25 protein-coding genes are annotated in these 23063 nt (G+C 44.7%); 11 read left to right on the forward strand and 14 right to left on the reverse strand.

The window, feature by feature from the left end:
* Positions 1-346: 346 nt before the first annotated feature.
* Both AC59GT_RS17085 and AC59GT_RS17090 read right to left on the reverse strand, forming a co-directional pair.
* Positions 347-1087, reverse strand: a complete 741-nt coding sequence (locus AC59GT_RS17085) for a LytR/AlgR family response regulator transcription factor (RefSeq protein ID WP_497238748.1) — start codon at positions 1085-1087, stop codon at positions 347-349.
* Positions 1050-2051 (reverse strand): sensor histidine kinase, encoded by a 1002-nt coding sequence (locus AC59GT_RS17090; protein WP_497238749.1) that lies wholly within the window; start codon positions 2049-2051, stop codon positions 1050-1052. The genes AC59GT_RS17085 and AC59GT_RS17090 overlap by 38 nt, the downstream gene beginning before the upstream one ends.
* Before the next feature lie 549 nt (positions 2052-2600).
* Here AC59GT_RS17090 and AC59GT_RS17095 point away from each other — a divergent pair.
* Genes AC59GT_RS17095 through AC59GT_RS17110 form a run of 4 tightly spaced genes read left to right on the forward strand, consistent with a single transcriptional unit; the run spans position 2601 to position 4117 of the window.
* Entirely contained in the window at positions 2601-2909 is a 309-nt protein-coding gene (locus AC59GT_RS17095; RefSeq protein WP_497238750.1) for a DUF4440 domain-containing protein, read from the forward strand.
* Positions 2910-2928: 19 nt separating this feature from the next.
* On the forward strand, positions 2929-3369 hold the full coding sequence (locus tag AC59GT_RS17100; RefSeq protein WP_497238751.1) for a nuclear transport factor 2 family protein: 441 nt from the start codon (positions 2929-2931) through the stop codon (positions 3367-3369).
* A 29-nt stretch (positions 3370-3398) separates the two neighbouring features.
* A complete protein-coding gene (locus tag AC59GT_RS17105; RefSeq protein WP_497238752.1) occupies positions 3399-3614 on the forward strand; it encodes a hypothetical protein in 216 nt (71 codons plus the stop codon).
* Positions 3611-4117: a hypothetical protein gene (locus AC59GT_RS17110; RefSeq protein ID WP_497238753.1), complete on the forward strand. Its 507-nt coding sequence runs from the start codon at positions 3611-3613 to the stop codon at positions 4115-4117. Before AC59GT_RS17105 ends, AC59GT_RS17110 begins: the two co-directional genes overlap by 4 nt.
* 220 nt (positions 4118-4337) lie before the next feature.
* Here AC59GT_RS17110 and uvrA read toward each other — a convergent pair whose 3' ends face one another.
* The gene (uvrA, locus tag AC59GT_RS17115) at positions 4338-6860 is read right to left on the reverse strand and encodes an excinuclease ABC subunit UvrA (RefSeq protein WP_497238754.1); all 2523 of its coding nucleotides are present in this window, start codon (positions 6858-6860) and stop codon (positions 4338-4340) included.
* A 105-nt stretch (positions 6861-6965) separates the two neighbouring features.
* On the opposite strand from uvrA, the gene AC59GT_RS17120 reads away from it, so the two are divergent.
* Positions 6966-7379, forward strand: coding sequence for a putative quinol monooxygenase (locus AC59GT_RS17120; protein WP_497238755.1), 414 nt, complete (start codon positions 6966-6968; stop codon positions 7377-7379).
* A gap of 206 nt (positions 7380-7585) precedes the next feature.
* Positions 7586-8218, forward strand: coding sequence for a TMEM175 family protein (locus tag AC59GT_RS17125; RefSeq protein ID WP_497238756.1), 633 nt, complete (start codon positions 7586-7588; stop codon positions 8216-8218).
* Positions 8219-8403: 185 nt separating this feature from the next.
* Here AC59GT_RS17125 and AC59GT_RS17130 read toward each other — a convergent pair whose 3' ends face one another.
* From AC59GT_RS17130 to AC59GT_RS17150, 5 genes are all read right to left on the reverse strand, one after another.
* On the reverse strand, positions 8404-9591 hold the full coding sequence (locus AC59GT_RS17130; RefSeq protein ID WP_497238757.1) for a glutathione-independent formaldehyde dehydrogenase: 1188 nt from the start codon (positions 9589-9591) through the stop codon (positions 8404-8406).
* Between the two features lie 660 nt (positions 9592-10251).
* A complete protein-coding gene (locus AC59GT_RS17135) occupies positions 10252-11013 on the reverse strand; it encodes a LytR/AlgR family response regulator transcription factor (protein WP_497238758.1) in 762 nt (253 codons plus the stop codon).
* Positions 10994-12013, reverse strand: a complete 1020-nt coding sequence (locus AC59GT_RS17140; protein WP_497238759.1) for a sensor histidine kinase — start codon at positions 12011-12013, stop codon at positions 10994-10996. Before AC59GT_RS17140 ends, AC59GT_RS17135 begins: the two co-directional genes overlap by 20 nt.
* A 71-nt stretch (positions 12014-12084) precedes the next feature.
* Positions 12085-12525, reverse strand: a complete 441-nt coding sequence (locus AC59GT_RS17145) for a hypothetical protein (protein ID WP_497238760.1) — start codon at positions 12523-12525, stop codon at positions 12085-12087.
* Position 12526: 1 nt separating this feature from the next.
* Complete coding sequence (locus AC59GT_RS17150) at positions 12527-13489, reverse strand: heme-binding domain-containing protein (RefSeq protein WP_497238761.1); 963 nt, start codon at positions 13487-13489, stop codon at positions 12527-12529.
* A gap of 167 nt (positions 13490-13656) precedes the next feature.
* Between AC59GT_RS17150 and AC59GT_RS17155 the strand changes: the two genes are divergently transcribed.
* The gene (locus AC59GT_RS17155; protein WP_497238762.1) at positions 13657-15261 is read left to right on the forward strand and encodes an ABC-F family ATP-binding cassette domain-containing protein; all 1605 of its coding nucleotides are present in this window, start codon (positions 13657-13659) and stop codon (positions 15259-15261) included.
* A complete protein-coding gene (locus AC59GT_RS17160) occupies positions 15261-15848 on the forward strand; it encodes a TetR/AcrR family transcriptional regulator (RefSeq protein ID WP_497238763.1) in 588 nt (195 codons plus the stop codon). Before AC59GT_RS17155 ends, AC59GT_RS17160 begins: the two co-directional genes overlap by 1 nt.
* Positions 15849-15895: 47 nt before the next feature.
* On the opposite strand, the gene AC59GT_RS17165 is transcribed toward AC59GT_RS17160, so the two are convergent.
* From AC59GT_RS17165 to AC59GT_RS17180, 4 genes are all read right to left on the reverse strand, one after another.
* The gene (locus AC59GT_RS17165; protein ID WP_497238764.1) at positions 15896-16354 is read right to left on the reverse strand and encodes an organic hydroperoxide resistance protein; all 459 of its coding nucleotides are present in this window, start codon (positions 16352-16354) and stop codon (positions 15896-15898) included.
* Positions 16355-16390: 36 nt separating this feature from the next.
* Entirely contained in the window at positions 16391-17440 is a 1050-nt protein-coding gene (locus tag AC59GT_RS17170; protein ID WP_497238765.1) for an alpha/beta fold hydrolase, read from the reverse strand.
* A 38-nt stretch (positions 17441-17478) separates the two neighbouring features.
* Positions 17479-17901, reverse strand: coding sequence for a DoxX family protein (locus tag AC59GT_RS17175; RefSeq protein WP_497238766.1), 423 nt, complete (start codon positions 17899-17901; stop codon positions 17479-17481).
* 177 nt (positions 17902-18078) lie between these two features.
* Positions 18079-18444: a winged helix-turn-helix transcriptional regulator gene (locus AC59GT_RS17180; protein WP_194112269.1), complete on the reverse strand. Its 366-nt coding sequence runs from the start codon at positions 18442-18444 to the stop codon at positions 18079-18081.
* 75 nt (positions 18445-18519) lie between these two features.
* Here AC59GT_RS17180 and AC59GT_RS17185 point away from each other — a divergent pair, with 75 nt between their 5' ends.
* A complete protein-coding gene (locus AC59GT_RS17185; RefSeq protein ID WP_497238767.1) occupies positions 18520-19260 on the forward strand; it encodes an SDR family oxidoreductase in 741 nt (246 codons plus the stop codon).
* Between the two features lie 129 nt (positions 19261-19389).
* Here the strand turns inward: AC59GT_RS17185 and AC59GT_RS17190 are convergent, their stop codons facing one another.
* Both AC59GT_RS17190 and AC59GT_RS17195 read right to left on the reverse strand, forming a co-directional pair.
* Complete coding sequence (locus AC59GT_RS17190) at positions 19390-20310, reverse strand: helix-turn-helix domain-containing protein (RefSeq protein WP_497238768.1); 921 nt, start codon at positions 20308-20310, stop codon at positions 19390-19392.
* 9 nt (positions 20311-20319) lie between these two features.
* Positions 20320-21129 carry an SDR family oxidoreductase gene (locus AC59GT_RS17195; protein WP_497238769.1) on the reverse strand — a complete coding sequence of 270 codons (810 nt, stop codon included), beginning with the start codon at positions 21127-21129 and terminating at the stop codon, positions 20320-20322.
* A gap of 362 nt (positions 21130-21491) precedes the next feature.
* Here AC59GT_RS17195 and AC59GT_RS17200 point away from each other — a divergent pair, with 362 nt between their 5' ends.
* A complete protein-coding gene (locus tag AC59GT_RS17200; protein WP_497238770.1) occupies positions 21492-22205 on the forward strand; it encodes a DUF1223 domain-containing protein in 714 nt (237 codons plus the stop codon).
* A 33-nt stretch (positions 22206-22238) separates the two neighbouring features.
* Entirely contained in the window at positions 22239-23033 is a 795-nt protein-coding gene (locus AC59GT_RS17205) for an alpha/beta fold hydrolase (protein ID WP_497238771.1), read from the forward strand.
* The last annotated feature ends 30 nt before the right edge of the window (positions 23034-23063 follow it).

Raw genomic sequence — 23063 nt, forward strand, 5'->3', positions numbered from 1 at the left:
TCAATCACATTTTGATTTAGCTTGCCAAATAAATGCTTTAGAGTTTGCATTAAATTAACTCAACTGTTCCGCCACCACTGCAAAAAAGCACAAAGTCGTTCGATCTGTCACATGATATGTTCGAGGTGTTGTCTAATAGAAACTGAATCAGAATAACGCGTTTACCCAACTTTCTGGAAACAGGTAAATTAAATTTTAAATGGTTGCTTTACCCGCAGTTGTTTTGATTGAAAGTTCTTGATAAGCGTGTTCAGTTCTCCAAAACTACACCAAAGCAGATAATAAATAATTCGATTGATGAATGGAATATGCGCTTGGTTGGCATCAAACCATTTGGCCGCTATGGCTATTTCCCATCGTTTGTTTCTGTTAACGCTTTTAAAACTTGTTGGCGATAGAGTTTTCCGATAGGAATGACGCCTTTCCCTATGTTGATCTCTTCGTGCGTATAAGAATCCATCTTATTCAGCGCAACAAGATAAGACCGGTGCACCCGTACAAATGCAGCGCCTGGCAGCATCGCCTCAAGCGCAGCGATTGCATATTTGGTGATGACCTGTCCTTTAGTAGTGTAAATTTTAACGTAATCCTTTAAGCTCTCAATGTATAAAATGTCATCAAGCAGGACTTTCACCATTTTACGATCCGAACGAAAATACAGGAAAGCGTGATCCGTGCGTTCAGGTATGCTGATCACAGCCTGGCTATTATGCCGAACATCCTCTTCCGGCAATGCTTTGTTTACAGCTTTAACGAACCTTTCGAAGTGGATAGGTTTAACCAGATAATCAGTAACGTCAAGTTCAAAGGCTTGAACTGCGTATTGTTCGAAAGCAGTGGTCAATATGATCCTGGGCGATTGCGTCAATGTCCCGATCAACTCCATTCCGGTGATCTGCGGCATTTGGATATCAAGGAACATCAGGTCGATCGGCTGCTGTTTTAATAGCGTGAGCGCCTGAAGCGCATTGGAACATTCGCCCACAAGGTTAAGCATGGGCATCTGACCAACATAGCGGCGCAGCACTTCCCTTGCCGGCGGCTCGTCGTCAACGATCAGGCAATTGTATTTCTTCAGCGAAGCCATGGTGTACTAATTTAATTTGCCCGGTATGCGCGCCTGTTAGCGTAAGGGTCAGGTTAACGATATACATCTCCTCTTCGTCATTGATCAATAATACGTGTCTGCCGGGATAAAGCAGTTTCAGTCGTTTTCTCACGTTGGCTATCCCAATTCCGGGAGCAGCGAGATTAGCACCCACCGGCTTTCCATTGATGAGTTTCATGGCTAAATCATTATTATTGATCGTTACACTTAAGCTGATCCAGGGCCTTTCCGTCATTTGGCTGGCACCATGCTTAAAGGCATTTTCCATGAACGGCAGCAGCATTAAGGGAGCGATCAGATGGTTGGTGGTCTTGGGTAACTGCACGGATATGTCCAGGCCTTCATCATATCGTATTTTTTCTAAAGCCAGGTAATCACTGATCATCTTTAATTCCTTGTCCAATGGCACCAGCGGCTTATTGCAATCGTACAGGATATAACGTAGTAGTTGCGAAAGTCCCATAATCATCCCGGATGCTTTCTCGGAAACATCCTGTGTAAACGAATAAATGTTATTGAGCGTGTTGAACAAAAAGTGCGGGTGAAGCTGTGCTTTTAACATCTGGAGTTCGGCATTTGCTTTTTCCTTTTCCAAAATCAGCGCCGCTTGCTGCTCTTCATAAAAACACTTCATCAGTTTAATAGCTGCGGCCACGCCACCTACTGTAATACTTCCACGCAAACCTGCCAGCATAGCCACACCAAACTGCACATAAAATGCCGGGTGAGGTTCGCGGGCAACCAGCGGCGATATTTTGTCCGCATTCAGATGACGTATGTAATCGATCACCGTCAGCGATAATAGCGCTGATAAGCCAGCGGTCAAAAGAACGAGTATCATCGCGCTTATGGTCGCGAACGCATACTTACCGGGCAAAACCAATTTGGGTATAACCAAATACATGAGCGTGTAAGCCAAAAAGAGGCTAGGGACCATGTACATTAACGTCTCCGGTGATGTAATGATGAGGCGGTGCCAAAACGGTTGCCGCTGCAATGCCGGCGATGGAGAAAAAGAATATAACAAAAGCTGAAAAAGAAACCATAGCAGCCAAAAAACCAGATGCCGTAATAGCCGCCAGGTTGAATTATTAGAATATATAAAAGGCAATTGCTGCATTAATTTTAGGATGTAAGGCTAAGATACAGAACGGTATTTAAAGCAGCTCAAAAAACGGCTGCTTATTCGACCAATGTTACTGCTCTGCCTACCAGATCATTTCGTCGTCGACAAAATGCTTTGACAGCTGAAAAAATACTATATGTTTTCAGTAACCATCCGTTAGGCTACTTTTCAAAATTCGGATAACTCTCCCACATAGTTTTGCTGAAAATAAACACTATGAAAGCATTATTCATCATCACTTTTTTAATCCTCGGAAGCTTTAGTGTATACGCACAGGTGGATACCACCAGCTATCCGAAAGAGCGCCAGGAGATCCGGCAACTCTTGCGGAGCCAAGGTCCCGGAACAACATTAGATTGCGCGGATATGATCGCAGTCGGTCCTAAAGGCGACATTTCCTTTACGCGGCAGCAATGGATCGAAGCGCAGAGAAAGGAAAAACTGGTATTCAAATTGGTAAGGCCGGTTCCCGGAAATGAGTTCATCCGTATTTACGACGGAACGACGGCCGTAGTCAATCTCCTGATCAAGGTAAGCCTTGTGGTTGATGGTCGCGACGTCAATATCAAGGTTAGACGACTCGAAGTATATCATAAAACTGCGGGCAACTGGTGCCGCGTGGCCGGACAAGGTACGCAGGTAGACGAGAACCTGTTCCCGGTAAATAGTAAATAATCTAAACCCTAACGATCTCATGAAAACAAGCATCATAATCATTTTCCTGCTGTTCGCAACTAAGTTGTCTATGGCGCAAAGCACTGCCGAAAACGAGATCCGCAGGCTGGATCAGCTGGAAGCGCAAGCGACCATAACAGGCGATACCGCAATGCTCCAAAAATTATGGTCGCCCAATTTTGTAGTCAACAATCCTGCTAACACTATTGTGAACGTTAGCCAGATCCGCGCTTTGATGAAGGAAGGCAAAATTGCATACGCAAGTTTCAGCCGTGTGATTGAAAAGGTGACTATCACTGATAACGTGGCTGTAACCATGGGTTACGAAGAAAATCAGCCCGAAAAAGCTACAGACCATGCCGGGAAAAAAGTGACCCGCAGGTATACCAATGTGTGGCTTAAAGGAAAAGACGGATGGCGGATCATTGCCCGGCAGGCAACCATCATTGATGTGAAGTGACAAAAGTTTAAACGCTAAAATACGCTACCATGAAAAAAGCAATTCATTTACCGCTTACCCTTTTGGTTCTGAACCTGCTCTTGCTTGGCGCGGGCTGTAAAAAAGACAAAGATGAAAATGATGCTGATCAGAATTCGGGCGGCAAGTACAGTTTTTCAAATTCAGAATATACCGGCACTGCGCAGGTTGGTAATCATTATTTCCGCGCCCGCTTTCCCTGCGGTTCGGGGCAGGTGATGATGTGAGCGCCTGGTCCCATTTTACCCTTAACCAATGGGTTCGTGGCGAGATCCCGGGTAAGATAACCAAAGTCGAAGAGAATGCCCAGGGTCAAACTGAAGTGACCGTACTGTTCAAATTCCCTGGCGAAGAACCACTCAACTCACCGCAAGTATACATGATTTCCGCCGACAAATTAACGATCACCGGCGGATCAACGCCAATCATCTCTATGGTCAACATGAGACTTTATCCGAAAAAATCTTACAGTATTGTAAGTGACTGGGCCTTGCCTGAACATCCACTATGGTTCCCTGATATCAACAGGATCAAGTTTTATCCAAGTGGACAGACCCAATACGTCCAGAATGGCAAGCCGGTAATGTATTCTTACGATGCAAATATTCCCTGGAAGGAAAATTATAAACAGGATGGATCACGGATTACTTTTGCAAGGGTTAATCCTTCACAAGAGCCTTATTCTATTATTCCATATTATGGCGTGATCGAAATCTATCTATCTGTTTGAATTTAAAGTGACATAGTTTGCGACACTTCATTAGGCGGATCGTCAAAAAATAGGGCTTCATTGGCCTGAGCGCTGGTGATGCCCTATCATAAATTACTCTGGCATTTGTACATGAATGATTTCCGGGCCATTTGGATAGGTCGCGGCGTGCTATATGCGATGTCCGGTTTTAAGGCATATTTGCCGCTATCAAAATTGAAATAAGATGAGGTGTCCGCTTTCATAGGTATTTGACGAGGTAAGGAGCGGTACGGCTCTCTTTATTTTTGACGATCGCTGCCGGTTCGCCTTCAGCAACGATCCGGCCGCCTGATTCACCCGCCCCCGGCCCAATATCGATCACCCAGTCGCTGGCCGCTATCACTTTCATATCATGTTCTACCAAGATCACCGTATTACCGGCATCGACCAGGCGGGTCATCTGGAGTAAGAAACGCTCGACATCTGAAGGATGCAGTCCCGTAGTCGGTTCGTCCAGCACATACAGCGTTTGACCATGTTGAGCGCGTTGCAGTTCGGTTGCCAGCTTGATCCGCTGCGCTTCACCACCTGAAAGTTCAGTTGCAGGCTGCCCCAATCGCAAGTAGCCCAATCCGACTTCACGGACCACCTCCAGCGCGCGGCTGATCGCCGGTACTTCAACAAAGAAGTTTGCGGCTTCATCTACGGTCAGGTCCAGCACCTCCGCAATATTTTTGTCTTTATAAAGCACCTCCAGTGTTTTGGGATTATAGCGGGTTCCGCCGCAGGTAGGGCAAGGCGTATAGACACTCGGCAGGAATAGCAGTTCGACCATGACCATGCCTTCACCTTCACAATGCGGACAGCGCCCTTTGACGACATTGAATGAAAAGCGGCCGGCATCGAACTTGCGCGCTTTGGCCATGGGGGTAGCGGCGAATAACTTTCGGACATGATCGAACAGGCCAGTATAGGTGGCCAGGTTAGAGCGCGGTGTACGCCCGATCGGTTTCTGATCAACGACAACCAATCTTTTGATGTTTTGTATACCCCCGGTGATCTGCCCGTAAAGTGATTGTATTTCGACTTGTTCCAGCGGGTCCGCATCGGTTTCGCCGGTAATATCTATCTGCAGGCCCAAATGCTCAGCCACGAGTTCCACAAGGACCTGGCTGACCAGACTACTTTTTCCAGAGCCGGATACACCCGTCACGCTCGTTAACACGCCTAAAGGAAAAGCGACATCGAGGTTTTGTAAGTTGTTCCTGGTGACGCCTTCGAGTTTTAACCAATCTTTAGCTTTCCTGGGGTCGCTGATGGTTCTCGGAGTATCGTCATAAAGATAATGCCCGGTAAGCGATTCCTTTATGCTGCGCAGACCTTCAGGTAAGCCACTGTATAAAATATGACCGCCTTTTTCACCCGCTGCCGGGCCGACATCCACGATCCAGTCGGCATGCCGGATCACATCGATCTCATGCTCCACCACAAATAAGGAATTACCGGATGCCTTGAGTTTGTCCAATGCCCGTAGCAGGGCCTCGGTATCCGCCGGATGCAGGCCTGCCGATGGTTCATCCAGCACATAGACCACACCAAAAAGATTCGAGCGCACTTGCGTGGCTAACCGCAGCCGCTGCAATTCCCCCGGTGATAATGTTGGCGTACTCCTTTCTATAGTCAGGTAACCTAAGCCAAGGTCCAGCATCACCTGCACGCGGGCCAGGAAGTCTTCGGCGATGCGTTTGACGACCACAACCTTCTCGGGGTGTTTTTCTTCCAGTTGTTCCAGAGCTTTGGCTTCACCGCTGGCATAGGGCGCAAATATCGTAGCCAGTTTGTTTAGTGCAAGGCGGGACAGTTCAGCAATATCATAACCCGCGAATTTGACGGACAAGGATTCCTGCCGCAGGCGCTTGCCATGGCATAACGGGCATTCACTGCTGATCATGTATTGCGCTACTCTTTTCTTCATGAGTGCGCTTTGCGTGTTGGCGAACGTATGCCTGACATACCTGCGCGCGCCGGTAAAGGTGCCCATATAGTCAGGCTGGCGCTTGCTTTTGATAAAGCGCTGAATTTCTTCGTGGGTGTGACCGGAATAAACCGGCACGACAGGCTGCTCTTCGGTAAACAGAATCCAGTCCCGGTCTTTTTTGGGCAGGTCTTTCCAGGGTAGGTCAAGATCATAGCCCATGGTGGTCAGGATATCCCGCTGGTTCTGGCCCTGCCAAGCCGAGGGCCAGGCGGCGATCGCCTTTTCCCGGATGGTCAGCGCGTCGTCCGGTACCATCGTTTTTTCGGTGATCTCGTAAACCCGGCCCAGACCATGGCATTCCGTACAGGCACCTTCAGGCGTATTAGGTGAAAAGGATTCTGCATAAATAATAGCTTGTCCCGCCGGGTAATCGCCCGCGCGGGAATACAGCATGCGCAATAAATTAGACAGGGTCGTAACGCTACCTACCGAGGATCGTGTACTTGCAGTTCCCCGTTGCTGCTGCAAGGCAACCGCAGGCGGCAGGCCTTCGATCTCATCCACTTCCGGAATAGCCATTTGATTGAACAACCGGCGGGCGTAAGGCGATACCGATTCCAAGTAGCGTCGCTGCGCTTCTGCGTAGAGCGTACCGAAAGCTAAAGAGGATTTACCGGAGCCGGAGATCCCCGTAAATACGACCAGTGCATCCCGTGGAATATCCAGGTTTATATTCTTCAAGTTATGTTCGCGGGCACCGCGCACCCGTACAAAGCCGGATAGGTCCCCTTCGTTTTTAGCCATAAAAAATAAACCGGAAAAGGGAATCGAAGTTTCGATCCTTCCGTTTAATACTTCATTTCTATCAAGATCGGCGAAGGCTCATGGCTGAGTTCCTAGCCACCTTGCATGTGGAGAATAATTATGGTGTTCGCTAAGTATCTGATCTGCTTGATCGTGGCACTATTAATGTGCTGTCTATCATGGCGGTATATTGCCGCCAACGAACCTTTCTATAAAATCGATCAAATGGAAAACTTAGCGTTACTGGCCCAATTCGAGGCTAAACCCGGTAAAGAACAGCAAGTTGCTGACCTCCTTAAAAGCGCTTTGCCTTTGGCGGAAGCTGAACCGGGAACCATTCGCTGGTATGCATTGCAGATCGGATCTTCGACCTTCGGCATATTCGATACATTTGCTGATGAGGCCGGTCGGGATGCGCACTTAGGCGGTGAGATCGCCAAGGCACTAATGGATAGCGCAGACGAACTACTCGTTTCCACACCGGTGATCGACAAAGTAAAAATACTCGCCTTTAAGTGATCGCTAATTACAAAAGCCGGCGGTGACCAAAGGCCATCATTCGACACCCACCGCCAATATCACAATACCGGATAAGATCAGATCGGATAATTCCGGTGATCCCGGTAAATTATCGGGTTCAAACAGTAAAGGGTCGTTGTGATCAATCGCCATGATCAACGGCCCTTTATTTTAAGGTACAAAGCATTTATTTCAATAAGGTTTTTTTGTACAATCACCGACCAACAGACAGGCTTGAGTATTTTAGCGATGCTGTTTTAGCGATCGCGGCTACATTACTTGCTACGGAACTGCCTAAACCGGAAGGCGGAACAGATCTGCTGGCAGAGCTCCTTAAGAACTGGCCTCATTATGCTGCATTCGCCGCGTCTTTCCTGTTTATATGCGTTGCCTGGTCCAACCATCACAACATGTTCATTTATATCAAACGTACAGATCAGTACCTGCTCATATTGCATATTTTGTTTTTAATGTTCGTCACGCTCCAGTCTTTTACTACAGGATTATTGGCACGGCATGTTGGAAGACCAGACGAACGAACGGCGGCATTAATTTATCATACAACATTGGTGCTAATGACATTATTTTATAATTGCGTGTGGTGGTATGCGACCAGAAAGAAAGGACTTTTAGAAGAAGACACAGACCCAGAGCTTATCAAATTGCTGACAAAAGAATATGCCATTGCACCTGCACTACATTTAGCTGCCTTAATTATTGCTATTTGGAATGTGCCTTTAAGTATTATTCCTATTGTGTTATTATACATTTATTTTGCGCTACCTCGGTTCGGTGAAAGGAAGATTAAGGAGAGGAATAAGGCGATGAAGGTAAATTAAGCTATGAGATGATCATCATCATGTTTGTGATCGATCCAGACTTGGAACATACCATAAACATCATGGGTGCCTTAAAGGAAAAGGCTGTATCCCACTTTGAAGTCCATTTATTAGGTCGAATAAAAGGGAAAGCCTGTATCGTAACTTACAGGCTTTCCCATTTTATAAACCGCTGATTTTTATTGTTATGCAGTTAGCGCCTCTCGTTCTTCTGCCTGTGTTTTTGTAGCGCCTTGCTTACCCGGTTTCAAGATCACCTTGGTCCAGCCTTTGTCGCGTGCATCAAAATGCTTGTAGCCATCCGGTGCATCATCTAACGAAAGTTCATGAGAAATAATGACCGATGGTTTAGCTTTACCTGACGAGATCAAACCGCAAAGCTGACGATTATAAGCCTTGACGTTGGCCTGTCCGGTTGCTATGCTTTGTCCCTTCAACCAAAAATTACCAAAGTCAAAATCCATATGGCCTTTCTTAGCAAGAGGATCTTCTGCCTTAGGGTCTGGAGCAACAAAGACCCCGACCACGCCAATTGAGCCAGTGAACTTAACGGCTTGCACAAGTTCGTTCATGGTTATATTATTGTGTTCGTGCCCGTGCTTGTCACAACACTGGTAACCTACGCATTCGCAGCCTCGGTCAGCGCCAACGCCATCAGTTAATTCAAGGACCTGGTCAACGGCTGGTGCTTTTGAAAAGTCGATCGGTATAGCACCCAACTCTTCTGCCAATTTTAACCTGTCCGGATGATTATCTACTACCATTATTTTGTTCGCGCCTTTTATGCCGGCTGAGATGGCTGCCATCAAACCCACCGGCCCGGCTCCATATATGACCACGTTATCTCCGGGCTTAACGCCGGCCAACTGGGTGGCATGAAAACCGGTAGGAAAAATATCAGACAGCAGTACATAATCATTTTCCTTCTCTTTGGCATCTTCAGGCAGTTTTAAACAATTAAAGTCGCCATATGGCACCCGCAGGTATTCAGCCTGCCCTCCGTCATACGGACCCATTCCGGCAAACCCATAAGCAGCACCTGCAAAGCCAGGGTTCATGGTCAGACAAAATGCGGTGAGTCCGCTCTCGCAATTCTTACAATGACCACACCCGATGTTAAATGGCATGCACACCATGTCACCGACTTTGATGTTAACTACCGCATTACCGACTTCTATGACCTCGCCGAGATTTTCATCCCCGAAGATGCGTCCTTCTTCCATGTTGGTTCGCCCTTCGTACATATGCAGATCAGAACCACAGATATTGGTCGTTGTGATCCTGACCAGTACATCAGTGGGTTGTTCAATTTTTGGATCGGGCACTTCTGATACCCTTACGTCTTTGGCGCCGTAATAAACTAATGCTTTCATAAAACCTTGATTAAGTGAAGAATTTTGTTTTGAAAGCTAAAATGGCTCAAAGGCTATTCCCATAAGGCCACTAAAAGATTAAATACAACAATCGTACAGAAGTTTACTTGGTTTAACCATAGGTTAAAATAATTTTTTGTAATTAGCTAAATCACAGATCCCTGGTATGATTAATGGGGCCATTAAATAGTGATCAGAATTCGTTTGGTGATGACTGAAAGTGTATTTTTTTCATTAAAATAACATCAGCAATAATCGTACTGAGATTGGGTAGTGAAGTTCCTTTCAATAATTTGGATCCCTGTCTGAGTTATGCTTTTGAAAAGATATTAAAACCATATATGATAAAATCTTGAAAGACAGTGGGCGTAGACTTTCCAGTCCAGTGCTATAGTAAAAGCTGGCACATGATGCAGCAAAGACCTGGTCAATTACCTACGCACTCAACGGCCGCTGGGAAGTAACCTTCATTAATAAGGTCATTAACTTGCTTAGGAACCTTTTGGTTGCACTGAAGGTTGCAATAGGTATTACCGATGTTTATTAAATTGTTGAACGATGGCTAATACAAGTATCACAACTAAAAAACAACTGGTTATCGGTCGGATGTTATTAGAGGGGACGACCAATATAAGCCAAGCTTCAAAACAACTGGGACGACTACCGATCTTCCATCCAATTTAAAAAACTGTGTGATTTTTCTTTATTGATCAGCAGCTTTTCAGGCGTATCGATTACGAGTTTCACATAAAGTTTGCGCAGAAAATAATGCTCGACCTCTTTAACTGCTTTGAAGTTGACCAGATACTGGCGGTTCACCCGAAAAAATTGCTTTGCTGAAACCGAAGCGGCAATATTATCAAGCGACTGGCTCAGCGCATATTCCTGTCCGTCAAAACACATTAAAGAAGTGGAATCATTACGTATGTAGAAAAAAGCAATGTTATCTGTTTGGACCGTGGCGTACTTTTGATTCTTAAAAACCAAAAAGCTCGTTTTACCGCTTTGCGGACTAAGCCGCTGTAGCAAACTTTCGATATCAGGCGTTGTTTTCTGTTGAAAAAAGTTCTTCAGATCATCAACCTTTCGCAATGCTTCTTTAATATCCTCTTTAGAAAAAGGTTTCAGCACGTAATCCACGCCATTACTTTTAAAAGCTTCCAGAGAATACTCATCAAATGCCGTACAGAATACCACAGGACAAGTAATTTTAACTGATTTAAATATTTCAAACGATAAGCCATCAGCCAATTGAATATCCATAAATATCAGATCGGGCTGAGTACTCACGGAAAGCGCCGCAACCGAATCTTCCACACTTTGGTACTGGCCGGTGATGCGGGCATTTGGCTTTATTTCATTAACGATAGTTTCCAGAGAGCGGGCTGTCCGTAGCTCGTCTTCAATTATGATGATGTTCATAAATAAGTGGCAGTTTTACTTTAAAAGTTTTTTCGTCATTTGTGATCTCAATATTCTTATCAAGCAGGTGACTGTAACGTAAACCTATATTTTTCAATCCGACACCTGTTGAACTCACATCTCCTTTTTTTACCTGCAATACATTTTCTACGATGACGTACTCACCGTCTTCGTAAATGGTGATGTGTAAAGGGCGGCTTAAGGAAACAACATTATGCTTGATGCAATTTTCTATCAATAACTGTAGTGTAAATGGTGGTATCAGGGTCTTCAAAGTCCGTTCGCTAAGCGCTGAGGTAAATTTTAATCCTTCCTCAAAGCGGGCCTTTTGCAGAAAGAGGTAGGCATTCATAATTTCCATTTCCTCATGCATATGTATCAGGTCAAGCTTTCGGCTTTCCAGTGTAAAACGGTAAAAGTTGGAAAGCTTGAGGATAAAGTCAACCGCTTCTTTGTCGCCCGTTTCTACCATGGCCTTTAAGGTATTTAGGCTGTTGAACAGAAAATGCGGGTTGATCTGCTGTTTCAACAATTCATACTGAGCCGCCAGGTTATCGCTTTTGATCTTGTCTAATTCCATACTGACATGCTGGTTTTCGTAGTTCTGCTGTAAAAGATTTAAAAACATATAAAATACCAGGTTGATGAGTATACCTCGTACCTCGACCATCAGCATGGTGGGTCCGAAATTGATATGAGACAGTATCAGCTGCTGCACCCATGCTAACGCGAACATGACCACCAACCCAAAAGAGAGCGAACTCAACAATTTGGTGTATGATATACTTTGCACACGCCTGCTGTCTTTTCTGCGTGACAGCATATAGATATTGAAATACCACATCAACACGGCAAAGGCAGCGGTAATGCCGGCGTTGACCACCGCCTCGGCAACGTTAAATTTATGAGAGGCCAGTTGCGGTACTGATGAAAGCAAACCAAGTGTAACAGCGCTGACCCAGATAGTGGTATGTGATATATGCAGTGGTGATCTTTTCATTAACATTATATTGATCAGCCAACGGGCTGATAATAAGCAAAGCTATTTATTTAGCTCTATTTACAGAACTGCTATGGAAACAGCAAGGCCCGGTGCGAAGTAATGCTTTTTATTCTTATATCGGCATTACCTGGAACTTGGCCTTGGGGTATCTTATATTTAAAGGCGATGATATTTTTATCTGTAGCATATGAAGTGACCAGTTTAATACTTTGAACCGCACCATTGATGTAACTGCCATACCAGTATTTATTATTGGCCTGCTTAAATGTTACCAATTCAAATAACTCACCTTTATCGTGTATGCCTGTTTTTAAACTTTGTAAGGCGAGGGCATTACCATACAAAAGGGATATGGTTTGCTGTTTACGGTCAGAAAAAGAGGTGATCACTTTCATGCCATGAGCGTTGTAAACCGTTCTTTTTCGGGCATCATCAGAGGTATTGTTAGCGCATCCGGAAAACCCGGCGACTATACATAGTGAAAATGCAAATATCTTCGTGCGTATCATTTTATTTAAGATCTTTATTTTCTAATGGAATGCTGAACACATAGCCCGTTTCATCAGCTATCTTGTGGCAATTGTAGCAGGTGGTGTTGAATGCTGCAGTTTCACCATAAGGTTTAAGACTGGTACCATTAAACCTACCAAATCCCCAGCCTTTACTCTCAGGGAAACGCCTTTCATCTTTGATCATGATCTGGATGTTGTTAAATGCTCCCGGGTGAACTTCACCATTCTTTTCCTCAATGATGTTGTATACTACTTTAACAATTGCTGCACCATTCGGAAAGGGTTTGATACGCCCGCTTCGGATGGCATTAACGGTTACTTTGTTCCCGTAGATCACGCGCATAGTATGGTTATCAAAGCGGCTGGTCGTACTGATCACTTCCCAGTTTTTGTAATCCGGAATGAACCGGACGCCATTGGGAGCCACCGGTATATTTTTCAAAGCAGTTGATCTTTCTCCTAAAACTTTTTGCTCTTCTTCAGCGCTTTTGATCTGCGTACTATCATGGTATTTTGTCGGGCTGATGCTTACTACATAGTTTTTTAGTACTTCTACATCGCGCGGGGTAAGCTTAGCCCCTGGATGCAGTGTGGTATAACTGTTCAGCGGCATTTTACCTGCAAGTACCATGTTCACCATTTCCCATAAACGCACCTGCTGATCTGTTGCGCTGAGCGTGTCAAAGGTGGAAAAGTTGAAGCGTGAACGGGCTTCCTTAACGTCATGACCAACCAGCCACGATACCGGAGCTACCTTATCATACCAACGTAGTTTCGTTTCGTTGGAATGACAGTCATAACAGGCCTTCCTGAAAATTTTGGTCACTTCTTCCGGTGCATTGATCGGGTGTGTTACTTTATCGTTTTGCACCGGAAACTGTATAAACTGTATGGAAATAATTCCCACTAACAGTATTCCGGCTATCGGCCAAAGCCTTTTAAGTTTTTTTGAACTTACCATGCTGCGTAATTTTTAGCTAAGCTATAGCTCAGCTTCATTTTGCACCACCCATATTGGCGCAAAGTGGACATAACCGCCCCTGAACTAGACAACCAAGCATCCAAATATTTCACTAATTTATTTAAACAATTTTGTTGAACAAAAAAGATGACTTATTTTTGCGTCTTATGAGCATCATTGTCAACTCAGTAAGTTACAGTCACACTGACCGAACGCTACTCTTTCATGATATTGCATTCTCCATCAACAAGGGTGATAAAGTTGCCTTAGTAGGTAATAATGGCGTAGGTAAGTCTACCTTACTGCAAATTGTAGGAGGTGTTATTACTCCGACAGAAGGCCGGGTGATCAGTCAGGCTAAACCGTGGTATGTGCCGCAGCATTTGGGACAATATGATGAGATGACCATTGCCCAGGCTTTAGGTGTCGACCTGAAATTAGCGGCTCTGAAAGCTATAACTGCGGGCAGCGTCGACATTCAAGACTTTAATGACCTGAACGATGACTGGGAGATCGAAGATAAATTACATTCAGCTCTGGCGGAATGGCATTTAGAGCATCTATCGCCTTCACAAAGACTGCATGAATTAAGCGGCGGCGAAAAGACCAAGGTTTTTTTAGCAGGGATCACGCTTCATGACCCGGAAATCATCTTACTTGACGAACCTTCTAACCATTTAGATACAGTCAGCCGCGATCAACTTTACCGGTTGATCAGTGAGACCCGGGCAACAATTCTGGTAATAAGTCACGACCGTGCTTTGCTTAAGCTGTTACCGGTAACGCTTGAGCTGAGTGCAGGGGGCGTAGAAATTTACGGCGGCAACTTCGATTTTTACCGGGCACAAAAAGACTTAAAGTTAAATGCCCTGGAAAGCGACCTGCACGAGCAGACCAAAACCATGAAGCAAAGCCAGGCAAAAGCAAGAGAGGTTACAGAAAAAAGGCAGCGGATGGAAAGCCGCGGCAAGGCAGAAGGCAGATCCGGCTCGCTGCCCCGCATTATTGCGGGCGGCCTGAAAAGCCAGGCTCAAGGCAGTACAGCAAAAGCCTTGAACGCCCAAAACGAAAAACTGGATCATATCAACGATAATCTACGCCAAATACGCAGTCAAATTCAGCAATATCAGGTTCTCAAAATAGATATTACCTCATCAGGAATGCATAAAGGCAAAGTGTTGGTTGACGCACGAGAGATCAGTTATGGATTTGACAAGCATCCTTTATGGGATGCGCTGACGTTTCAATTACGTTCGGGCGACCGCATGCACATCAAAGGTGCTAATGGTGCAGGAAAGACAACTTTACTTAAGATCATTACCGGGGTACTGCAACCAACGGACGGGCGACTAGAACGGGCGAATTTCAATTATTTGTACCTCGACCAGGATTACACCATGCTCGATTCCGAGAAAAGCGTTTTTGAACAGGTACAGCACTTCAACAGCCGGCAATTGCAGGAGCATGAGCTCAGGTCGCTGCTTATATATGCCCAGTTCGATAATAATACCTGGAACAAAAAGAGCGGTGTTTTAAGTGGTGGTGAAAAGATGAAGTTGGCATTATGCTGCTTATCCGTATCGAATCATGCGCCTGATATGCTGATCCTGGATGAGCCGACCAATAACCTGGATATCAAAAGCCTGGAAGTACTGACAGCTGCCGTTAAGAATTTCGAAGGAACTTTGTTAGTGATCTCACACGACGAGTACTTTGTAAAGGAAATTGCCGTAGATAAAATAACAGAACTTAAAAAGTACAATAAATTATAATGCCAGCAAAAGATACCGGGACCGAAGAACTTATTAAATCGACCGCAAAAAAGCTATTATTCAAAGAAGGAAAACTGCACGCTACCACGCAGGACATCGCTGATGCTGCTGGCATGAACAGGTCGGCGGTCCATTATTATTTCAGAACAAGGGATCAGTTGATCGCTTTGGTCTTTGCGGAATCTATGCAAGCCTTGAGCCTGCGATTGGGAAAGGTAATGTCGGCTAAGCTACCTTTTAGGAAAAAAATACAGGGATTGATCGACGTGTTTACAAACGAAATGATGGAATACCCTTTTCAAGAAGTGTTCCTGGTTACCGAGATCAATACTTCCGGGCAAGACCTTGTGACAAAAATTGATGAGGGTCCGGTATCGTCCTTTTTGGATGAAATTGAAAAAGAAATGCACTTGGGGACGATCGAAAAAACGGATCCTAAACATTTTCTGATCAATCTTTTCTCTTTACTATCCTACCCAATTATGATGTCGCCCATATACCGGCAACTTTTTGGGATGGATAAACAGCAATTCGATGAACTGATCGCTAAACGCAGGGAATTAATCATGCGAACAATGTTTAAATAAAAAATGCGGAGCATTCCATTGATGCGCCGCATTTCTTGATCGTATGCTTATACAGCTACATTGATCTCCACGTTGATATTCCCATGGGTAGCTTTAGAGTACGGACAGGTTTGGTGTGCAGCTTCTACCACTGTTTTCGCTTGCTCTGCTGATAAGCCGGGTAGCTTCACATTCAAGCGTGCTTGCAGATAAAAACCACCTTCGCCGGTTCCCAGGTCAACTTCTGCATCAACAGCAAGGTCTTTGGGCAGCGGTATTTGCAGGCTTGAGGCATTATGGCGCATAGCCCCGATAAAACATGCTGACCAGCCGGCGGCAAACAACTGTTCGGGATTAGTACCATTGCCTGGCCCGCCGGGTGTGGAAAGGCTCACGTTTAATCGGTTATCATTGCTGGTAGCATTACCTTCCCTGCCACCTGTAATATGCACTTTAGCGGTATACAGCACTTTGGTGATGGCTGTTTTGGCAGTGTTTTCACTGCTCACTACATTTTGATTTTCCATTTTATTTAAAGTTTACTTGTGTCTTTTAGTTGAATGTTATTTGGCAAGGCTATCTGCTTCAATAATTGCATTGGCAAATGCTTGCGGTGCCTCCTGCGGCAGGTTATGGCCGATGCCGCCAGTCAGGGTATGATGAATGTATTTGCCGGTAAAGCGCTTTGCATAATCTGCAGGAGCCAGGTGGGGCGCACCGTTCGCATCGCCTTCCAATGTCACAGTGGGCACGGTAATGGCGGGCGCTAAAGCCAGTTGTTTTTCCACGGCATCATATTTTGCTTCCCCTTTAGCAAGCCCAAGTCTCCACCTGTAATTATGAATTACAATGGCCACATGGTCCGGATTATTGAAAGCTACGGCAGAGCGGTTATAATCGGTATCAGTAAATTTCCAATCTGGTGAAGCGGTCTGCCATATTAACTTGTTGAAGGCTTTAGTATTGGTTGTGTAGCCTGCTTTTCCACGTTCAGTAGAGAAATAATACTGGTACCACCAGGCTTGTTCTGCCTTTGGCGGCAGCGGAGCTTTATTGCCTTTCTGGCTACCGATAAGATAACCACTTACTGACACCAGCGCATTAACCCGATGAGGATATAATGCTGCGACAATATCCGCAGTGCGCGCCCCCCAGTCAAAGCCGCCAAGCGTGGCCTTTTGTATATGCAAGGCATCCATCAATGCGATCACATCTTCAGCTAATGCAGCCTGTTGCCCATTTCGTACTGACTTTGCTGAAAGAAAGGTAGTACTACCGTAACCTCTTAAATAGGGTACAATAACATGATACCCTTGCGCTGCGAGTGTCGGCGCAACTTGCGCATAGCTGTTGATATCATATGGCCAGCCGTGTAATAAGATAACCGGTTTGCCGTTTGCCGGACCAATTTCGGCGTAGCCAACATTGAGTACACCGGCTTTGATCTGCTTAATTTTTGTGAAAGGTGTGTCGGAAATAGCTGGTTTGCTGTTGCTTTGATTAGCAAGCGGTTTAGCTTGTAACAGATCTGAACTATTTAATAAGATTATGGCGATCATAATGGCTGCTGCGATTATCAAAACGCGGCGACCTGTGGTGGTAATTTCTTTCATGGCAATTGAGATTGATAGTATTGTGTGGAAGATTTTTATTATGCTCTTTCGAAACCGTTAACCACGTGTTCTGTACCGGCTTTGGTATAGGTAGCCGGATAGAGTTTTCTGAACATGATATAGGTGATGGAAATGGCAGTGAAGGCGATGATGGCATCAACAGTGGGCGCAAATCCAAGTACAGCCAGTTTGGAGAAGAAAGCAAAGGTGATATCAAAAAAGATACCGGCAAATACCCACTCCTTTAGTCTAAGAAGGCGATTAGGAGTTAATAAAACGGCTACGCCTAAAAGCTTGGCTACTCCTAAAATGTAAATGAAGTGCGGCGGGTAACCCAGTTTCACGGTGATGTCCCAAACGATAGGGTTTTTGGTTAGTTCGAAGAAACCGCTTGCGCCAAACCAAAGTGAGATAAAGATGGCACCTGACCAGTAAATTGCTTTTGATGTTTTTAAGTTCATGACGTTGTTTGTTTTTGATTGTTGACACAAAGTTGTGCTAAAACAAACCCCGTAATGAGCAGATAATGGTTCAAACGGACATACTGAAACGCCAGTTAGACATTTAGCAATCCGAGCTAAAAGCATGGGTACAAAAAAGCCCATCCAGATGGAAAGGCTACCAGATCTATATGTATATTAATCTTCCTTTAAACGTTGCCTGTGTTCCTTACCCCATTTGATCATATGTAAAATGATATCAGCAAAGGAATGGCAATAGTCGCTGGGCGAATACTCAACCGTTACCGGGCTGGTAGGTGTTACCGTACGTTTCAATAATTTATTAGCTTCCATATCTTTCAACTCGCGCGATAACATGCGGGTAGTGATCCCTGGTATGCTTCTTTCGATCTCTCTGAAGCGCCTGTTTCCATTACATATCGAATTGATGATAGGCAGTTTCCACTTGCCGCCTATAACATAAATAGTGTCCTGCAAAGCCTGGATCTCTTCCTTCTGATTACGGGGTTCCGATAGAACCTCTTTTACTAACTGCTCATCCATGTTGGTATACTCTGTGATACTGGTATCAATATTATACCAAATATAATATACGTTTGCAGAAAAAAATAGAAAATCATGAAAAATTTAGAAGGAAAGGTTGCTGTAGTAACCGGAGGCAATAGCGGTATTGGCTACGCTGCCGCAAAAGAATTTAAAGCACAAGGCGCTCAGGTGATCATCACCGGGCGCAGACAGGAAGCTGTTGAAACCGCTGCACAACAATTAGGCGTTACGGGCTTAGTGGCAGATCAAGGCAACGTTCAGGCGATCGGGCAATTAGCTGCGACAGTCGGCGAGCAATACGGTAAGGTAGATATCCTGTTCATCAATGCTGGGATAGTTGGCGGTGCTTCTATTGAAACAGCTACCGAAGAAGTATTTGATCAGGTCATTAATATTAACTACAAAGGCGCTTACTTCACCCTAAGCAAATTCATTCCATTACTCAATGATGGCGCATCGGTAATATTCTTGTCATCAAACACAGCCAGTATGCATGGTGCTAATGCATCGGTATATTCGTCAAGCAAGGCAGCATTGAACTCCGTAATGAAAGCTGCTGCTATTGAATTGGCTCCCAGGAAGATCAGGATCAACTCCGTGAGTCCGGGCCCAACTCAGACCGAGATCCTGAATAAATTAGGTTTAGATGAAGAAGCAAGAAAAAATCTGGATGCCTGGATGCTGGAACGTGTTCCTTTAAAGCAGTTTGGTGAAGCGGATGACGTAGCTAAAATGGTTGCGTACTTTTCAAGTGATGCTGCTAAGTTCATTACCGGTGCAGAAATTGTGATGGACGGCGGGATGAGTCTATAATTATCACCAACTTTATCATCAATAGTTTCCCCGGTGCTGCGATTATATTAAAGGGGTGCGACGGTAGTTGAATACCGAACACTTGTTATCCTTACACTTCCCGGCCTTCTAGCCGGGTTTTTTATTGAACTAATTAGTGAAAAATTGCGCTTTAAAAGCTATCGGCGTAAGCGTCGTCTTGTTCTTGAACAACTTGTTAAAGGATTGCGGATACTCGAAACCTAACTCATAGGCGATCTCCGCAACGGAGAGGTTCGTGTTCGTCAAATATTCTTTCGCCTTGTCAATCACTTTTTGATGAATATGCTGCTGAGCGTTCTGCCCCGTTAAAGACCGCAGCATATCGCTTAAGTAACGTGGTGATAGGTTAAGCTGGCCTGCCAGATATTCTACGGTAGGCAAACCACTTTGCAAACCCCGACGGTTGTCCAGATAATGCGTAAGCAGGGCTTCCAGTTTGGTAAGCATATCATGATTAACAGCTTTGCGGGTAACAAATTGCCGTTTGTAAAATCGGTTGCCGTAGTTCAGCAATACTTCTAAATAAGAAACGAGCAGATCCTGGCTAAAATCGTCGATGTTATTGGTGAGTTCCTGGCCGATGTTTTCCAGCACCGATACAATAGTCACCTTCTCTTTTTCGGATAAGTGCAGCGCTTCATTAGTATCGTAAGAGAAGAAACCATATTTACTGATAATGGTGCCCAAATGATATCCACGCAAAAAGTCAGGATGGATCAGCAGAGAAAACCCATAGTATTCCGTATCCTTATCAATGGCTAAAAGCTGATGAGGTGCGGTAAAGATGATACCGCCCTCATCAAAGTCGTAATAACCCTGACCATAACCGATCCTGCCGTTCAGCGTGTGCTTATAAGAGATCTTGTAGAAGTCCAGGATCAATGTTTCTGGAAAACGTTCCCTCTCAATATTCAACTTAGTATTGTCTACCAAACTGATCAGCGGATGGGCAGGACCGGGCAGGCCAACCAGCCGGTGTAGTTCCGTGATGCTATGGATCGTTACAGGAGGCTGATTGGACGTTTTCATGTTGCTAATTTAAAACTTTCCGTCGCCAAACACCATGCTGCCGAGTTCCTTGCGAAAGGCTTCCGCGCCAATTGCATTTCTTCTTTCATACAACCGTTTAGCGTCTTCACCAGCCACGTAGCGTATTTGGTCTTTACCGTCTGTTGCCGCTTCATAAACCACGTCAGCGATGTCTTCTGCAGAAGACAGGTTATCCTCTACGAATAAACCAAACACTTTTTGCATAGCTGCTTCATAAGCCGGATGAGTTACCGGATCAAGGGAACGGCCTATAAAGTCCGTTTTAATGCCACCTGGGGCTACGGTTTTAACCCCGATATTGAACAGGCCTAACTCGAATGACAAACTTTCACTCCATCCTTCCAATGCCCATTTTGTGGCGTGATAAATTGAGTTTAAGGGAAAAGTTAAAAAGCCGCCCATAGAAGTGGTTGTGATAAAAAGACCACTTTGCTTTTCCCTGAAGTAAGGAATGAAAGCCCTAGTCACCTGTATTACACCCAAAAGATTGGTATTTAGCTGACGAGCCAGTTGTTCATCGCTTACCGCTTCCAGTGGGCCGACAAGCCCGTAACCGGCATTGTTAAAAACAACATCAATATCGTGCATGGCAATCGCTTTGCTCACGGTATCGTTAATTTGCCCAGTGTTGGTTACGTCCAGCGGAAGCAGAGTGACATTTTCAAGCTGGCGCAGTTCTGTATCATAATCCGGATTGCGCATGGTTGCGATAACTTTCCAGCCCTTTCTTTGAAATAATTTGGCGGTCACTTTGCCTAATCCTGTTGAGGCACCTGTGATTAAAATTGTTTTGCTCATTTTTTCTGATTTGATATCACAAAGTTCAGCAGTAGAACAGGCCCAAATGTATCCGTAATGAGTTTGTAAGTATCCAAAATAACGGATTGATTATCCATCCAAATAACATGGTAATCGTTAGACCAGGTTGGTTAAACTCAGTGCATCTTAAAACTGCTAACATCAACTTTCACCTTTTAATTTTTAGGGTTTAGGATCAGTTACGTCCGGTTCAACCTTATTTCACTCTTCCCGGCTTCTTTCTGTCCATAGTTTTGATTCAAATAAAAAAGATCAGAGTTATGAAAATGTTAAAGCTATCCGCCATCTGTACAGTCGCTGTGCTTTTTTTAACATCCGCTGTTTATTTACAGCGCAAGCGTTTGGACCAACGCGAAACCATCACTTCGAATGCTAACCAAGGTTTTGCCGTATTAGAATTATTTACTTCTGAAGGTTGCTCAAGCTGCCCTGCTGCCGACGAGTTATTAGAACGCATCCAAAGAGAAGCAACTAACAAACCTATTTATGTATTAGCTTACCATGTAGATTACTGGAATCGCCTCGGATGGAAAGACATGTTCAGCAAACCCGAATTTTCAAAAAGGCAGTACTGGTATAAAAGCAAGTTTACGAGCCAGGTTTACACCCCGCAATTGATACTTAACGGCAAGACAGAGTTTGTAGGTTCAGATGAAGCGGAGATAAGAAAAGCTTTAACATCCTCCCTGGACGGTAAGGCGCCGGGTATGCTCACCTTACAAGCGCTGCAAAAGGCAAACGGAATTGCAGTCCATTATCGAATAGAAGGTGGGCCCGTACAAGGTCAACTGATACTTGCCTTAGTGCAAAAGCATGCAGTAAGCAAGGTTAAAGCAGGCGAGAACGAAGGCAAAACGCTTAGTCATGCACAAATTGTTCGGGAGTTAAATACGTTCGCCCTGGCATCTGAAGGGCAAGGTGACGAAACAATGGCACTAACGTCGGGATTTGATCCTCAGAATTGGGAGTTAATCGGCTTCATACAAAACTCCGATACCGGCGAAATATCTGCCGCTGCTAAAACATCTGTTACTTCACCCTCTAAGCGTCCTTAAACTATTGATCAACAATAAATAATTTATTAAATCATGAAAACATCATTCAAATCTTCAGAAAATCTTCGCTTTTTAATTTTTGCAGTGCTCCTTATTGCCGGGCTTATCAATTTGGGAACTGACGTGGCAAACGCTCAACCAAAAGGCGTAAAAAATATAGTCTTGGTGCATGGCGCATTCGCGGACGGATCCGGCTGGAAACCCGTTTATGAAATATTGTTAAAAAAAGGATATCACGTCAGTATAGTACAAAATCCGTTAACCTCTTTAAAAGCAGATGTTGAAGCTACAAACAGCGTAATTGACAGGCAAAATGGAAAAGTGATTTTAGTTGGCCATTCATGGGGCGGTACGGTGATTACAGAGGCCGGCGTAAACGACAAAGTAGCTGCATTAGTTTATGTAGCAGCCTTTATGCCCGATAAAGGCGAGAATACCGGCAAGTGGGTTGCGGCAGCACCAGCGGCACCGGAAGCTGGATTTACAGCACCTGATCAATATGGATATGTTTACTTTGATCCGGCTAAATTTAATAGTGGTTTTGCTGCTGATCTGAGTAAAGCACAAAGCGATTTTATGAATGCCTCGCAAGTACCTATCATCGGTAAATGTTTTGATGAGCCGGTAACACAGGTAGCGTGGAAAAGTAAGCCAAGCTATGGCATAATAGCTATAGACGACAAAGCTCTAAACCCATTAACCGAACGTGCTATGTATGAACGTGCAAACGCTAAGATCACGGAAATTAAAGGCAGCCACGTGGTTTTCGTTTCTCATGCAGAAGCGGTAGCGGAAGTGATTATCAATGCAGCAAATGCACAGCAATAAACTCATCATCATTTTATCTTCTAAATACTT

Source organism: Mucilaginibacter sp. 320_HR, assembly GCF_059691875.1.